Raw genomic sequence first — 14548 nt, 5'->3', positions numbered from 1 at the left:
CTTGGTTTCGGGGCGATACCGTTGCATCGCCGGGCCGTTCCCCGCGGATCGCCCGGCGGCCCGGACGCGGATGCCCGGCCGGCTTCGGGACACGGACGGCCGTCGTGACCTGCCCGTACACGGGGACGTCACCGCCGGCCTCGACGGATTCCTCGACGGATTCCTCGACGCGTTCCGGTACTGCGTCCGCGCCGCGGTCGGATGCGGGCGGGTGGTGCTCCGGACGTACGCCGAAGGACCCGCCCTGATGCGTCCGACGTACCGCCAGTTCGTGCCGCACGGCGCTGCCTTCGGGCGGGGTCCGCCGAGCGGCTCGACCGGCACGGCCCGGACGCCCTCCGGGCCGGACGGGTCCGCCACCCCGGGAGAAAGCAGCATGACCGCCACCGGCACCGCCGTCCGGCGCGCCTCGGCCGAGGGGCGCGTCCTCGCCACCGGCCTCACCACCTGCCTGGCCACCGCCCCCGCCGCGGCGGCTGCCACAGCCTCCGTCGACGCGGCCCCCGCCGCCGGACCCGGCCGCTACCACCGGCAGCGCCTGGAGTGGCGCGGCTGCGCCCGGGCGGGAACGATCGGACGGGCCGCGCCCTTGACGCCGTGGGCGCGCGCTGCGCGGACGTGACCGTACCGCTCGACCACGGCGACCCCGGAGGCAGGACCATCACCGTCGCCAGATCCCGCCTGAAGGCCACCAACACCCGCCGCCGGATCGGCTCCCTCCTGGTCAACCCCGGAGGCCCGGGCGGCCCCGGCCTCGGCATCGGGCTCACCGTGCGCCCCGCGTGAAGGAGCCCGGCGCCCAGCGGCCTGCGCTCAGCCGGTCAGCAGTATTACCTCGGTGCCTTCCGCCGGCCAGGTCGAGCGCGCCACCAGCGCGCTCGCCTCCTCCATCGACCACGCCGTCCCCCGCGACCAGGCCGTCCGCTCCGGCCGCCTCGCCACCGCCCGCCTCGCCGGCAAGGACCTCGACGGCGCCCTTGACGCCGCCAACCGCGGCCTCGGCCTCCTCGAAACCAAGGTCCACTCTGTCCGCGCCGTCAACCGCCTCACCAAGTTCGACGGCTACCTCAAGCCCTACGCGGCCGAGCCCGCCGTCGCCGAGTTCCGCGAGCGCCTGCGCGCGCTTCCTGCGATGGCCGCCTGAACACCAGGCGTACCGGCCATAATTCGCTCGCCTTTGCCGAGCGCTGGATGGGGTCGGCTAGATCCTTGCTGTCCGCCTGGCCTTGAACAGGACCCACCGGCCTGCCGCCGACCCCTGCTGCCTGGTGCGGCACGCTGCGCTAAGGCCCGGCCGCGTCCGGGCCTTAGCCGTTCATCACCGCCACCACAGCTCTCACCTGGGGCGAGCGTCGGCGCCCGCCACAGGTACTCCGTCATCAGCTGGCAGCCGCGAGCAGTCGGCTGGCGCCAGGTCCACTGGGAGCCGGGTCCATGGCAGCCACCGTGCGGACCGTCTGCGCCAGTTGGTGCTCGACGTCCAGCTGGGCGGCCGCAGCAGCCTTGAGCTGTTCGAAGCCGACCCTCAGGAAGGTGTCCATCTGCTCGGTCAGGGTGTACTCGGGGCCGTCGGTCAGGACGGGTTCGGACATGGCAGGATTCCTCTCTCGACGATCAGGCGGGCCAGAGTGCTTCGGGCTCGTTTGAGGTTCTGGCGCACACTCGCCGCCGACACCTCCAGGATGCCGGCGATCTCGGTCGGTGAACGGCCGTCGTAGACCAGGGCCATCGTAGTGCGCTGCTGCGGGGGCAGCTCAGCCAGTAGTTCGATCACCTGGCGGGCCTGTAGGCCAAGTTCCAGGTCCCCGGTGACCGTGGTGTCCGGCGGCGCCGGGGACGCTTCGAGGATGTGGATACGGTCCTTGCGGATCAGCCGCACCCACATGCGGTAAGCAACGCTCCGCAGCCACGCGATCCGAGAGGTGACTGCAGACCACTTCCGCAGGATCTCCACGAAGGCCATCTGGGCAGCGTCTTGAGCCTCCACCAGCCGCGCTCCCGCTGCCACCAGGAAGCCGACGAGATTGCCGAACTCCGCCCGGAAGAGAACTTCGAACTCGCGCTCGACATTGTCCGCCAGGCTGAGTTCGTACTCCCGGCGCGCGAGTTCGAAGGTGCGGCGCCACGACACAACGGTGGGTCGACGCCGCAGCAGGGCGCGGCGCTCCCGCTCGGTCATCCCACCCCAGATCCCGAACTCCACCCGATTGTCCAGCGCGTCCGCCAGGCACTCGGTGCGGACCGGGCACCCGCTGCACACCCCTTTCGAGCGGTTCTGCGCCGCGCCCTGGACGAACAGTTCGCCAGGGTCAGTGGTCCGGCAGGCGGCCTGTGCCGACCAGTCATCGACCCAGCCCATGCGGCGTCACGTCCTCTCCTGCGCTGCCGACCTCGATCACGATTCCCACGCCGTCCCGCTCGACGAATCGGCTGCCAGCAGGCAGCTCCCGGGCCACGGCGACGCGTGACGTGGACCGCACCCGCTCCAGCCTCACGGCGGCGCGCGTACGTACCCACAGCGCCACGATCGCACCCGCTTGTGCGATCACCCCCATCACAACGCCTACCTCAAGTTCCGTCACTTTAGGGCCCTTCCCGCCTCGACGTCCCGCATCTGTCCGAGGGAGTGCCTCCATCACCACCGGGGCGTGACGTCCGCCGGGGAAATTTTTTCGGTGGGTAGGCCCACAGGCCGCCCCAAACGACGGGCGCACTTCACGGCAACGTCCCGAGATGCGGCGCCCCGTCGGTCTGGAGATGGTCAGGGACGGGTGGTTCGGGGTGGTGCTGCGGGCGCGGCAGGGCCGCGGTTCGGGCGAGGGAGCGGTGGTTCGCCGGTTGGCGCGGGCGCGGAAGGCGCCGGCGGATCTGGTGCTGCGGGCGCGGATGATCGAGCTGAGTCGGGCGGGGTCGAGGGTGCCCGCGATCGCGGCCAAGCTGATGTGTAGCCAGAAGACCGTGCGGTGCTGGATCCACCGCTTCAACCGGGACCGCCTTGAGGGCCTGGAGGGTCTGGGAGGGCAGGGCCGCAGGCGTCGGATCACCGAGGCCGAGCGATCGGCAGGATGCGGACCTGCTCTTCGGTTGACCATCAGTCGACGCCGCCTGCTCACCTTGGCCAACGGTTGTACGGGACAGCCCTTAGATTGACCCAATGGTGGACTCCGATCCACTGAACCAACCTGTCGGGGCGCCGTCCGTATCCCGGGCGGCGCCCCTGCGCACCAGAAATGTGGAATGGAAAATGCGCAAGAGACGTAATCCGTAGGCGCTCGCCTACCTCCTGGTCGGGCTCGTGTTCTTGCTGATCGCCGTCGCTGTAGCGGCCACTGCCACCAGGGTCGACGACCTCATCCCCATCGTCCTTGGCGGTGTGCCGGGCCTGGTACTGACGATCCGTGCCCCGATGTACGGCGTCGCCTTCGGAGACACCGGCCTGAAGTACTCCGGCCTGCTCAACTCGCGCTCCTACACCTGGTCCGAGATCCAGGAGGTGAGGCCCGCCGTCGTTTCGGGAACCCTGTTCTCCTCGAACGTCCCGGAACTGCTCCTGGCCTCGGGCAAGACCGACCAGCTCCCGATGCTGGCGGGCTACGGGTCGGGGAACACGCCCAACCAGCGGATCGAGCAGCTCGTGGCCGAATTGGAAGAGGCGCGCTCGTCCGCCCTCTCCTCAGCACGGTGATCACGCCCTCCGACACTCCGACTTGGCTTCTCCGTTCCTGCTGGTCAGCAGCTTGGGACCGGAGACGCCCTTGTCTCCTCTTCTGATCATGCCGACTTCGGTCAAACGACTCGGCCCGGACCCCATGGCGGTGTCCGGGCCAAGTTCTCGCTTGCGGGGCGGGCACCGCCATCGTGCGGTCCGGGCGGCACGGGCGTGCCGGACGAACACCGGGACCTGGGCGCCGTCGAATTCCTCCAGGACCTGTTGGGCCGGTTCGTCGCCGCCGGGGCTTGCCAGGAGCGGGCGGGCCTCGGCGCGCAGGGCCGGGAGTTTCTTCTTCGAGGCGGCGCCGGCGGTGTTCAGCCTGTCGGCAGGCGGGGCCGCAGTACAGGGCGGGGCGGCCGCCCCGCGCTTGTCCGGGAGGCTGGTGGCGCGCTGCCCGCCACCTCGGGAGACCCGTCGGCGGGCAGTGACGGTCCGGGCCGGTCCGGGGCCGATGGCGAGATCGGGGCAGAGATTCAGGGGATGAAGAGGCTCTGGGCGCCGGTGGTGATCTCGTCGTCACCGGCACTGATACGGCCGAGCTCCTCTCCGCTGCAGTCCGGACCCGAGTAGACGGTCACGGCCGTGTCGGTGTTGTTGTCGACGATGCTGGAGTCCTCCAGGGGGTAGCAGCCGGAGGGGTCCGTGTAGACCTCTTCGTTGTTGAGGTAGAGGTTTCCGGTGGCTGCGGTGGCCGGGCCGACGGGCAGGACCAGGGCGGCAGCGGTCATCAACGGGACGCCGAGAGCGGCGCGGCAGGTGATTCTCATAACCATGTGCATAGCCATTTCGGGCCGATGCCGTAGCAGGGACGGGCAGGGGTCGCCCTTGGAGGGCGGGCCCGATGGGCCGAATGCCGGGTGCCCCACGGCCGCCGCCGACGACGTCGACCACGACCCCGGTCCGCGGCCCGGGCACGCCGACGGCGCTCCCGTCGGCGGCCAAGGCGGTGTGGAGGCGCCGACGCATCAGCTCCGGCCGGCTGTCGGGGGTACGGAGTGTGCGCGGCTGCTCGGTCGTGGCCATCCGGAACTGGAGCGGCGCGGCGACCACGGCGTGGTCGATCTCGGGCGGCACAGCCATCACGGGCTCCTCACGATCGGGTGCCCGCCGCCCCGGCGGCGGCGAGCACCCGCAGGAAAGCCCACGCTTCACCGGTTTTCTCACCAGGACCGGCCCCTACGGTCACGACCCGACAACGGGTGTTCCAACCGGTCCGGCAACCGACGGTGAGAACCGGTGCGCCAACCGGTGGCCGACCATCCCGGCCACAACGCCCGGGGTTTCCTGACGAAAGCGCAGGTCAGTGGCCATGGTCAGTGGCCGTCAAAGTGGAACTCACCACCCCGACAACCCTCTCCTTCCGCTTCCTGCCCCTGGCCTTGCGGGTGGTGGTTGGCCGGTTGGGTGAGGCGGTGGAGTTGAGGGTTCGCTGCGCCTGCGGAGGGCTTCTTCTTCGGCACCGCCTCCTCGGCCGGGGCCGCCAGCGGCTCGACGCCGAGCACGACCAGGCGCTCGCGCTGCCCGTCCATCAGCCCCTGCCACACGATGTGCTGACGCTGCCGCTCCACCCACCGCCCCACATCCAGCCCTTGCAAGGTCGCCCCCGGCGGCAGATCACCGAGCTGCGCCCCGCCCTCGACGCAGTCGGCGACGGCGGCGTAGTGGCGCTGCCAGTCCAGCGGCCACGCGTGGTTCCAGTCCGGGTCGATCCCCGCGAGCGCCTCCACCCGGTCCGGCCGTCGGAGATGCCCTCGGCCAGGCCGCCCGACCCGCCACCGCCACCGCCACCGCCACCGCCACCGCCACCGCCACCGCCACCGCCGGACCGTTGCCGCTTCTGCCGATGACCGCCACCACCGCGCGGAGGACCCGTGCGGACGGACGGTGCGCGGGCCTGGGTGCGGTCGGCCGGTTTCGTCGACTGGTTGTCCGGAACGGGGCTACAGATGCCCGCCATCACGCCCGTACCGTATGTGTTCGCGCCGTTACGGATCGTGCTTTCGGGTCGGAGGTGGGGCCGGTTCGTCCGTCGTGCCACGACGTCGAACCGCCCGCACCTCACCCCGCACTCCTCGCCCCCGTGCGCCGTGCCGGCCGCCCCTGTCCTGCCGACGAAAGGTGTGCACCGCCCGTGGCTCTTCCCGATCGCGCTCAGACCCAGCCCGCCACCGCCCTGACGAGGGACCTGAACGCCGCCGTCGTGGTCCCCGACCCGGGCGCCGACGCGGAGGCCGCGTTCGCCTCCCGGGGCCTGGTCGCCGCGCTGCCCGCCGACTTCACCGTCGAGAAGGAGGGCGGCGGCCCGGTGCCCGCCTGGTCCCTGGCGCCGTTCCAGTTCCTCACCGGCCAGGCTCCGGACACCGTCAACCCGAGCCTGTGGCGCAACGCCGTGCTGAACATGAACGCGGGCCTGTTCGAGGTCGTCGAGAACGCCGTCTACCAGGTCCGGGGCATGGACCTGTCCAACATCACCTTTCTGGAGGACCCCACCGGCGCCTCCCGGGAGATCGTGGTCGTCGACCCTCTCATCAGCGAGGAGACCGCCGCCGCCGCACTCGCGCTCTACCGCGAGCACCGGGGCGACGACCGCGTCATCCGCGCGGTGATCTTCACCCACTCCCACCTCGACCACTACGGCGGCGTGCTGGGTCTCTGGGACGACCGGACCCTCCCCGACGGCGTCGAGATCATCGCCCCCGACGGCTTCCTGGAGCATGCCGTCAGCGAGAACGTCTACGCGGGCAACGCCATGCAGCGCCGCGCCCAGTTCATGTACGGCTCCCTGCTGGAGCGCTCCGCGCAGGGACAGGTGGACGCCGGCCTCGGCAAGGCCAACTCCCTGGGCACCTCGGGACTGCTCGCCCCGACGTTCACGGTCACCTCCGACATCGCCGCCCCCGGCATCGTCCAAGCGTTCGGACCGGTCAACATCGAGTTCCAGCTCACCCCCGGCACCGAGGCCCCGGCCGAGCTGAACTTCTACCTCCCCGACATCCGCTCACTGTGCATGGCCGAGAACGCCACCCCCACCCTCCACAACCTCTACAGCCTGCGCGGCGCCCAGGTCCGCGACGCCAAGGCCTGGTCGGAGTTCCTGATCCAGTCCACCGACTGGTACGCCGACCGCTCCGACTCCCTGTTCGCCTCCCACTTCTGGCCCCGCTGGAACAGCGAGCAGGAACCGGAGACGGTCCGCTCCTTCCTCACCTCGCAGGCCGACCTGTACCGCTACCTGCACGACCAGTCACTGCGCCTGGCCAACCACGGCCGGACCATCACGGAGATCGGCGAGGAACTCGACGGCGCCGTACCCCAGTCGCTGGCCGGGCAGTGGTTCAACCGGGGCTACTACGGCACCGTCAACCACGACTCCAAGGCCGTCTACCAGCGCTACCTCGGCTGGTACGACGGCAACGCCGCCCACCTGCACACCCTGCCCCCGGAGGAGGCCGGCGCCCGGTACGTCGACGCCTTCGGCGGCGCGGACAAGGTCGTGGACATCGCCCGGACGACCTTCGACAACGCCAAGACCGCGCAGGACTACCGGTTCGCCGCGGAGCTGCTCACCCACGTGGTCTTCGCCGACCCGACGAACACCGGCGCCCGCGGCCTCCAGGCCGACGTCCTCGAACAGCTCGGCTACCAGGCCGAGAGCGGTCCCTGGCGCAACTTCTACCTCGCCGCCGCCAACGAACTGCGCGTCCGCCCGGCGGACAGCCCCGTCGCCCTGCCGTCGCCGCAGATCATCACCCCTCCGGTCCTGGCCGCGATGCCGCTGGAGATGCTCTTCGACTACTTCGGCATCCGCCTCAACGGGCCGAACGCCGCCGAGCAGCCCCTGACCATCGGCCTCACCGTCACCGGCGGCATCCCGGACGACCCCGCCGCCTACACCCTGCGCGTGCGCAACGGCGTCCTCGTCCAGTACCCGGGCACCCTCGAACCCGCCACCGCCGACGCCGTCTACGACATCACCCGTGACGGCCTCAACCGGCTCGCCATCGCCGCCACCACCCCCGACCAGCTCCTCGCCGACGGTTCCCTCACCGTGACCAGCGGCACCATCGACCCGCTGAACACGCTCAACGCCCTCCTCGACACCTTCGAGTACTGGTTCGGTCTCACCACCCCCTGACCGCGCCCGCGGGTCCTGTCCCTCCCCGCCCCGGGAAAGGGACAGGACCCGCCCCCCACGGGCGCTGCGTGCCCCGCACCGCCGCAGTTTCGCGGTGAGGTGGTGGGCGGTGACCGGCCAGCGAGGGGGCACCGGCTCCGGTGGCCGTCAGGCCTGCCGCTCGGCCTCCTCCAACCGCGCCGACTCCGCCAGCAGCTCCTCGGCGGTCCCCCGACCAGGCCGGTTGCCAGGTGAGGTCGAGGGCGCCGTCGATCGTCGCGGTGCAGGGCTGCGCGGAGCCGGCGAGGTCCGCGTGGTCCAGGAGGGCCGGTGTCCCGGTCTCCAGCGCGTTGGCGATGTCCTGGAGCATCGACGTCACCGAGGCCCATCGGGGAACGTCCAGGTCCCACGTCTCGTGATCCCAGAGGAGCACCGCGCCGTGCGTGTCACCGGGCCGGAGGTCGACGATCAGTCCGTCGCCGCCGGGGCTCAGCGCAATCGGCATGAACTCCCGCTGGTAGCGGGCCTCGGGCTGGCCGTTCTCGTCGAAGGAGTCGCCTTCCTGCTCTGCGACCAGCAGCCAGATGTCGTGGGTCTCCAGGGCCTCGTCCAACGGGACCGGGGCGAATTCGCCAGGTATCCAGTGGCTCGCGGTGACGTCGGGCAGCAGCCACCAGGCCCGCAGGTCGGCGGGCAGGGGCAGGCCGAGGTCCTTCTCGAACGCGTCCAGGCGGGAGGCATCCGGCGCTGGTCTCGCCGAGTCTCGTCGGGTGTGCGCAGTGAGCCAGGTACCGATGCGGCTCCAGGAGGTCGGGACGTCGGTGTGCCGAAGCGGGCTAGTTGTCACCAGCTGCGTGGGGCGACCTCGGTGAAGTTGTGAGGTGAGGCAGGATGCTTGTCACCGCTTAGGCGCGATATCTGTCACCTGCGACTTTTGCTGGGCTTTTCTGTCACCTGCTGTTCGTTGGAGATCAGCTTCGGCCGGTGTGGGGCGGCTGATTCCATGGCTCGCGTGTTCGATCAAGCGGGTGTCGGGGACGTGTCGGCCGTGGTGTGGTCCGATCGGTGCGAGTGGACCGATCTGGTCGTCGAGGTACCGGTGGAGGCGGGGCGTCCGACTCTTCGCCTCGGGGACAACTGGCTGCGACGGTGGTCGGCGACGTGGAGAGCTCGCGCCGGTGAGGTGTCGTGCGCGGTGCGGGACCTGGATGGCATCGTCATCTCCGGGCGGCCGGTACGCCGGTTCTCCTGGCGGCGCGATCAACGGCACCGCCCGAACCTCCAGGCCCTGGTCAGTACCGGTCGGCTCCACGGCGCGGAGAGCCTGGAGGAGGCGCGGGTCCTGCTGGCGCTGGATTTTGCCGGGGACCTGGTCGAGGTGGCGTCGCAGCCGTTCCGGTGCGAGCGGGGGCCGACCGGTGAGGGGTACGGCGGCGGTGCTGGACCTGTCGCCGGGCGCCGGCCTGGTGGTGGACGGACGCGAGTGGACGGTGGAGCGGCGCGAGCCGCACCTGGGCCGGGTGCAGTTGGTCGCCGCCGACGGCGAGCGGCAGGCGGTGAGCTTCCGTTTCCTGGCCAACCACCCCGGCTGCCGGGCTTCGTCGCGCACGGCGGCGGCGGGTCCCGAGCGCGGCCGCCAGGTGCGCACGACCGGTGACCTACCGCGCGAACGGCGTGAGCTGGCGCTGCTGAGGATGGCCCACCTGCTGGAGGTGGCCACCGGGTTCCGCGGAGGCGATCCGCTGCGGCCCGGCCCGGGCGAGCCCCGGACCGGCTACGACCCCGGCACGACCACGCTGTCGCAGCGCAGGCTGGCGAAGGTCACGGAGCTCGCCGCCCTGGACCCGCAGCAGGCGAAGCTGCTCGGCCTCGCGCGGGTCGGGTACCGCACACTGATCCGCTGGGAGAGGGACCGGCGCCGCTTCGGCCTCGCGGGATGCGCGGACGGCCGCTGGCTGCGGGAGAGCGGCGGACACCCGTCGGTGAGCGAGCAGGTGCGCGAGGCGCTGTTCGCGGTGCGGGAGGAGACCCGCTACGCCTCCCGGGTGTCGATGCGCACGAAGGAGCGGATGGTCCACCGGTACGTGCGCGAGCGGTTCGGCGACGGGGTGCCGGTTCCCGGCTACGACACGCTGCGCCGGGTGTGGCGGGAGTGGTTCGGCCCGGGCGGCACCCGGCCCCGCTACGCGCGCACCGTGGAGACGGTGTTCGACGGCGGGCACGTCCTGGTGCACCGTCCGGGCCAGGTGGTGGCACTGGACACGACCGTGCTGCCGGTGTTCGTGCGCGAGGGCGTGTTCGGCGAGCCGGTGAAGGTCCACCTGACGATCGCGCTCGACGTCTACACCCACTCGGTCTGCGCGTTCCGCCTCACCCTGGTGTCGGACACCGCAGTGGACGTGGCGATGCTGCTGCGGGACGTGATGATGCCGCTGCCGATGCGCGCCGAGTGGGGCGAGGACCTGGAGTGGCCCTACCCGGGGCTTCCGGCAGCGGTGGTGGCCCAGTTCGCGGGGCACAAGGTGGCGGGCCTGCCGTTCTTCGCGCCGGAGACCGTGACCACCGACCACGGCGCGGTCTACCGCAACCACCACCTGGTGGAGGTGCAGCGGGTGCTGGGCTGCAACGTGCTGCCCGCCCGGGCGCTGCGGCCCACCGACAAGGCCGCCTGCGAGCGGGCCTTCGGGGTGATCCGCCAACTCCTGTTCGAGCAGCTGCCCGGCTACACCGGCGTGGACGTGGCGGATCGCGGTGCGGACCCGGCCGACGGGCCGCTGCTGACAGTGGAGGAGATGGAGCACCTGATCGCGACGTGGGTGGTGGCGGTGTGGCAGCGCCGGGCGCTGGGGGAGTTCGCGCCCGGCTGGGACCCTGACGGCTCGCACAGTCCGAACACGCTGTTCGCGGCCTCGTTCGCGCAGACCGGCTTCGCGATGGACATCCCCTCGCCGGAGCTGTTCTACGAACTCCTGCCCACGCACTACGTGCGCATCGACCGCCGCCGCGGGGTGAAGATCCGGGGCCTGTGGTACGACGACCCCAAGGTGCTCGGCCCCTACCGCGGCGAACGCTCCACGCGCGGCGGCGCCCACCCGGGCACGTGGGTGGTGCGCCGGGACCCGCGGGACCGCCGGTTCGTGTTCTTCCAGGACCCGCTCACCCACGACTGGCATCCGCTCGCCTGGACCGGGATGCCCCACGCGGATCGCACTCCGGCGTTCGGTGACGCCCGCGCCGGCGAACTGCTGAAGAAGGCCGAGGCGGCCGGTCTGCGTCCCAGGTCCGACCGGGAGCTGCTGCCCGTCCTGCTGGAGATGCTGGCCGACGTCGCGCCGGTGGACGGCTGGAGGGGCCAACCAGGCCGGAGCGGGCGGATCGACCGCGCCCGCGAGACGGCCGCCGCCCGCACCGCCGCCGCCGACCGTCCACCGGCAGCCCAGCAGGCCGGGCCGGTCCGGGAGGTGCCGTGGCCGCAGCAGCGGCGGCAGGTCGAGGAGGCCGCCGACGGGGAGCGCCGCCACCGCCGCGAAGCCGCGACCGTCCAGGCCCCGGCCGGTGGCCCGGCCCGCCCGCTGAGCGCCGCCTTCTGGGACGGCAACCCGCTGCTGCTGCCCGCCGACACCGACGAAGCCCCGGAGCCGCCCCGGTGAACCCGACCATCGACGCCATGGGAATCGCGCCTCTGCTCGCCGCGGGCCCGCCACCCGACCGCAACCGGCTGGAGGGCTGGCAGCAGTGGCTCCGCACCCGCCACGCCTTCAGCCCCGCACCGCGCATCACGCTCGACGAGTACCGGACACTGCCGGCGCGCCGACGCGCACTGTACGACCTGCACCGCACCGCCACCCACGTCAACCTGCGACTGCAGGAGACCCCGATGAGCGCGGCCGTCGTGAAGGCGCTGCGAACCAGGCTGCAGAACAACGCGCTGAACTTCCAGCCCGGCACCCGGGTGGGGCTGATGGTCAGCGGCGGAGGATTCCAGGGCAAGACCGAGACGGTGTGCGACGCGGCCGCCTCGTTCGAGGACCTGTGGCGCGAGGTCCACCGCCAGCTCGCCCCGCACACCGAGCCGATACCCGGCACCCGCGACGCGTTCGTCCCGGTCGCCTACTGCCGGCTCCCGGTCAAGGCGACCCCGAAGGCGCTGTGCGCGAGCATCCTCGACTACTACGGGGCACCGCACCCCAAGACCCTCGACGCCATGATCCGCGCGGTGCGCGACTCGCTGCGCGACCACCGCACCACCGCCCTGCTGCTCGACGACATCACCCGTCTGCGCCTGCACCGCGAGGACGACCAGGACACCCTCGACCTGGTCCGCGAACTCATGGACCTGAACGTCACCCTGGTCCTGATCGGTGTGGACATTCCCCGCTCCGGCCTGCTGCGCGGCTCCTCCATCGACCCCGCCACCGGACAGCTGATCGTCCCCGACGTCCGCCAGGGCCGAAGCCACAACCCGTCGGCCGCCACCCAGACCGAGCGCCGCTTCGACCTCGTCGACCTCGACCCCTTCGCCTACACCACCCCCGGTCAGATCCGCGCGTTCGTCGACCACCTCACCGGCATCGAGGATCAGCTGCGACTCCTTCGCGCCGAGCCGGGGATGCTCACCGCCGGCACCATGCCCGAGTACCTGTTCCGTCGTACCGGCGGTGTCATCGGCCTGCTGCGGCGCCTGATCGAAGACGGCTGCGCGGAGGCGATGGCCGGAGGCGAGGAACGGCTGACCCGGGACCTGCTGGACGGCACCGTCATTCGCCCCGAGCGGCTCGGCGACCTCGACGCCCACGCCGGCGAGGTCCCCTCCATCCCGAAACCACCTCGTCGGCGGCGCCAGGCGCGTGCGGCCAACACGGTCTTCGACGACCAGGGCCACTACGGCACCGAGAGCAGTACCGGGTGAGCGCGTCCCGGCCGCTACCGCGCAGCCTCGACCCGCTGCCGGGTGAGAGCCTGCCCGGCTTCGTCCTGCGTCTGGCCCACCGCCTGGAGATCACCCCGCAGCACGTCCTGCGGCTCACCAGCCTCACGGTCGGCGCCCGGCAGATCGCCGTCCCGGGCTACCAGGCCGTCCACCTGCCGAAGGCGGCGGCCGCGGCGTTCGGCCGCGCGACCCGACTGAGTCCGGCCGAGGTGAGCGGTCTGTGCCTGTCGCCGTTCGCCTACCGCTACCGCCCCTACCAGCAGCACCTTGGCCGGGTCGACTTGTCGGAGCGGGCGCACTGGGCGGCGCCGGCTGGCTGGGCCTCCCACCGGCTGCGCCGCTACTGCCCCCAGTGTCTGGCATCGGACGGCACGACGGTCCAGCAGCGGCACGGCGGAGCATGGCGCAGGCTCTGGCACCTGCCCGTCTCCTTCGCCTGCCTCGCGCACCAACGGATGCTGGAGACCACCTGCCCGCACTGCGAGAAGCCGGTCAACCAGAACCTCGGAAGCCACCTGATCGCCCGCCCCGCCCTCGGCCTCCTACACCCCGCGCAGTGCCGCAACCCGGCCGCCGACACCGGCCACCCCGCTTGGCAGGAGGCCTGCGCCGGACGCCTCGACACCCCCGTACCGCCGACCACCGTGCCGGCCGACCAGCTCGACTGCCAACGCCACCTGCACGCCCTGCTCACCGAACCCGACCCCGACGCCCGCAGCATCGGCCAACACGTCAAGGCCCTCACCTGCTTCGACGACCTGTACACCGCCACGGTCCTGCTGCGTCCGGTACCCGCAGCCGGCGCCGATCCGGCGCCGCGCGAGCGCCGGATGCGCGGCGACTGCCGCCTCCCGCAGGACCCCGGGGATGCCGCCAAAGTCCTCACCACCGCGCACCAGCTCCTGGCCGCCGACGCGGCACAGGCCGAGACAATGATCAGGGAACTGCTGACGGCCGCCCGCTGGTCACCCCACCGCTGGCAGGCCGTCCTCAACAGCAACCACAACAGCTCACCCACGTTGAGCCGGTTGATCCGGGAAGCCGATTCCCTTCCACGGCCCCAGCCGAAGCCGCGAAAGCCCCAACCGCCGATCCCGCCCAGCCATCACGGCGCCTTCACCTGGCATCACATCCCGCAGTACCTCCCCGAGGAGTGGCTCCACTACTTCGATGCGCCCGCCGGTGCACACGAGGCCCTGCGGCGTGCCGTGCCCGTCCACCTGGTCAAGATGATCGCTGGCGGATCGGTGCAGGACTGCGCCGAACGCCTTGGCGTGCCGTTCGGCACGGCGGCGTGGGCGATGGGCAACGCCCGCCGCCGCCTCGCCGACGCTGACGCCCTTGACGCGTTGGAAGCCGGCCTCCAGAAGCTGGCCGACCACCTTGATGCGCAGACATGCCTGGTCGACTACCACCGCCGCCGCCAGGCCCTTGATACCTGGTCTCTCTCCGAGGCCGACTGGCGCCGCCTGAGCGAGAACCTGCCCGAGCGCACCGGGCGGCGCTTCGACGACGCAGTGCGCCGCGATACCGCCGCTGTCCTGATCTGGACGGACATCACCCAGAGCCACTCCCACCAGGCCTACGTCGTTCACCGGGCACGCGCCGCTGCGCTTCCCGCCCGCAGCCCGCTCCTGCAATCCTTGACGGAGACTCGCTACCAGCGCCGCTGCGGCCGCGCCTGGGAACTACGGCCGATCGCCGAACAACTCGACGCGTACGCTCGCGATCTCGCCACCGCGATTGATCGGCCCTGCAACTGAGGGCGCATCCCCGTACCGCACAGCCTGGG

Annotated in this window: 14 protein-coding genes and 2 pseudogenes; 9 read left to right on the top strand and 7 right to left on the bottom strand. The window is 71.7% G+C overall.

Annotation, left to right across the window (positions count from 1 at the left end; translation table 11 throughout):
* Window positions 1-70 precede the first annotated feature (70 nt).
* The 3 genes from ACGFSC_RS14605 to ACGFSC_RS14595 are packed head-to-tail and all read left to right on the top strand — an operon-like array spanning window position 71 to window position 1144.
* Window positions 71-622: a hypothetical protein gene (locus ACGFSC_RS14605; RefSeq protein ID WP_392863339.1), complete on the top strand. Its 552-nt coding sequence runs from the start codon at window positions 71-73 to the stop codon at window positions 620-622.
* Window positions 619-786: a hypothetical protein gene (locus ACGFSC_RS14600; protein WP_392863336.1), complete on the top strand. Its 168-nt coding sequence runs from the start codon at window positions 619-621 to the stop codon at window positions 784-786. The genes ACGFSC_RS14605 and ACGFSC_RS14600 overlap by 4 nt, the downstream gene beginning before the upstream one ends.
* Window positions 787-838: 52 nt before the next feature.
* Entirely contained in the window at window positions 839-1144 is a 306-nt protein-coding gene (locus ACGFSC_RS14595; RefSeq protein ID WP_392863333.1) for a hypothetical protein, read from the top strand.
* Between the two features lie 235 nt (window positions 1145-1379).
* Here the strand turns inward: ACGFSC_RS14595 and ACGFSC_RS14590 are convergent, their stop codons facing one another.
* From ACGFSC_RS14590 to ACGFSC_RS14575, 4 genes and pseudogenes are all read right to left on the bottom strand, one after another.
* The gene (locus tag ACGFSC_RS14590; RefSeq protein ID WP_359896806.1) at window positions 1380-1592 is read right to left on the bottom strand and encodes a hypothetical protein; all 213 of its coding nucleotides are present in this window, start codon (window positions 1590-1592) and stop codon (window positions 1380-1382) included.
* Window positions 1574-1975 (bottom strand): annotated as a pseudogene (locus ACGFSC_RS14585) (RNA polymerase sigma factor); the annotation flags it as partial. The pseudogene ACGFSC_RS14585 and the gene ACGFSC_RS14590, both read right to left, overlap by 19 nt.
* Window positions 1976-2086: 111 nt before the next feature.
* Window positions 2087-2359, bottom strand: a pseudogene (locus ACGFSC_RS14580) (WhiB family transcriptional regulator); the annotation flags it as partial.
* A complete protein-coding gene (locus ACGFSC_RS14575; protein ID WP_359896805.1) occupies window positions 2343-2582 on the bottom strand; it encodes a hypothetical protein in 240 nt (79 codons plus the stop codon). The gene ACGFSC_RS14575 and the pseudogene ACGFSC_RS14580, both read right to left, overlap by 17 nt.
* Before the next feature lie 151 nt (window positions 2583-2733).
* On the opposite strand from ACGFSC_RS14575, the gene ACGFSC_RS14570 reads away from it, so the two are divergent.
* Entirely contained in the window at window positions 2734-3150 is a 417-nt protein-coding gene (locus ACGFSC_RS14570) for a helix-turn-helix domain-containing protein (protein WP_359896803.1), read from the top strand.
* 145 nt (window positions 3151-3295) lie between these two features.
* Window positions 3296-3685 carry a hypothetical protein gene (locus ACGFSC_RS14565; RefSeq protein ID WP_359896802.1) on the top strand — a complete coding sequence of 130 codons (390 nt, stop codon included), beginning with the start codon at window positions 3296-3298 and terminating at the stop codon, window positions 3683-3685.
* A 500-nt stretch (window positions 3686-4185) separates the two neighbouring features.
* Here ACGFSC_RS14565 and ACGFSC_RS14560 read toward each other — a convergent pair whose 3' ends face one another.
* Together ACGFSC_RS14560 and ACGFSC_RS14555 are read right to left on the bottom strand one after the other, a co-directional pair.
* A complete protein-coding gene (locus tag ACGFSC_RS14560; RefSeq protein ID WP_359896800.1) occupies window positions 4186-4479 on the bottom strand; it encodes a hypothetical protein in 294 nt (97 codons plus the stop codon).
* A 546-nt stretch (window positions 4480-5025) separates the two neighbouring features.
* Complete coding sequence (locus ACGFSC_RS14555) at window positions 5026-5439, bottom strand: helicase associated domain-containing protein (protein ID WP_359896798.1); 414 nt, start codon at window positions 5437-5439, stop codon at window positions 5026-5028.
* Between the two features lie 404 nt (window positions 5440-5843).
* Here ACGFSC_RS14555 and ACGFSC_RS14550 point away from each other — a divergent pair, with 404 nt between their 5' ends.
* A complete protein-coding gene (locus tag ACGFSC_RS14550; RefSeq protein ID WP_359896797.1) occupies window positions 5844-7847 on the top strand; it encodes an alkyl sulfatase dimerization domain-containing protein in 2004 nt (667 codons plus the stop codon).
* On the opposite strand, the gene ACGFSC_RS14545 is transcribed toward ACGFSC_RS14550, so the two are convergent.
* On the bottom strand, window positions 7834-8673 hold the full coding sequence (locus ACGFSC_RS14545) for an SMI1/KNR4 family protein (protein ID WP_359896795.1): 840 nt from the start codon (window positions 8671-8673) through the stop codon (window positions 7834-7836). The two genes, ACGFSC_RS14550 and ACGFSC_RS14545, sit on opposite strands and share 14 nt — an antisense overlap.
* A gap of 571 nt (window positions 8674-9244) precedes the next feature.
* On the opposite strand from ACGFSC_RS14545, the gene ACGFSC_RS14540 reads away from it, so the two are divergent.
* From ACGFSC_RS14540 to ACGFSC_RS14530, 3 genes are read left to right on the top strand one after another with little or no spacing between them, the layout of a single operon-like run.
* Window positions 9245-11476, top strand: coding sequence for a transposase (locus tag ACGFSC_RS14540; RefSeq protein ID WP_359896794.1), 2232 nt, complete (start codon window positions 9245-9247; stop codon window positions 11474-11476).
* A gap of 17 nt (window positions 11477-11493) precedes the next feature.
* Window positions 11494-12735 (top strand): AAA family ATPase, encoded by a 1242-nt coding sequence (locus ACGFSC_RS14535; RefSeq protein ID WP_359896792.1) that lies wholly within the window; start codon window positions 11494-11496, stop codon window positions 12733-12735.
* A complete protein-coding gene (locus ACGFSC_RS14530) occupies window positions 12732-14519 on the top strand; it encodes a TniQ family protein (RefSeq protein ID WP_359896790.1) in 1788 nt (595 codons plus the stop codon). The genes ACGFSC_RS14535 and ACGFSC_RS14530 overlap by 4 nt, the downstream gene beginning before the upstream one ends.
* The last annotated feature ends 29 nt before the right edge of the window (window positions 14520-14548 follow it).

The sequence above is a fragment of the Kitasatospora sp. NPDC048715 genome (assembly GCF_043198905.1).
GTDB classification, from domain to species: domain Bacteria; phylum Actinomycetota; class Actinomycetes; order Streptomycetales; family Streptomycetaceae; genus Kitasatospora; species Kitasatospora lactacystinica.
Note: the sequence above shows the minus strand (reverse complement) of the source record. Positions and strands in the feature narration are given on the sequence as shown.

Bases quoted from the DNA above. Each gene is read 5' to 3' on its own strand.
- ACGFSC_RS14605 (WP_392863339.1), top strand. From the start codon at position 71: ATGCCCGGCCGGCTTCGGGACACGGACGGCCGTCGTGACCTGCCCGTA.
- ACGFSC_RS14590 (WP_359896806.1), bottom strand. From the start codon at position 1,592: ATGTCCGAACCCGTCCTGACCGACGGCCCCGAGTACACCCTGACCGAG.
- ACGFSC_RS14570 (WP_359896803.1), top strand. From the start codon at position 2,734: ATGCGGCGCCCCGTCGGTCTGGAGATGGTCAGGGACGGGTGGTTCGGG.
- ACGFSC_RS14560 (WP_359896800.1), bottom strand. From the start codon at position 4,479: ATGAGAATCACCTGCCGCGCCGCTCTCGGCGTCCCGTTGATGACCGCT.
- ACGFSC_RS14535 (WP_359896792.1), top strand. From the start codon at position 11,494: ATGGGAATCGCGCCTCTGCTCGCCGCGGGCCCGCCACCCGACCGCAAC.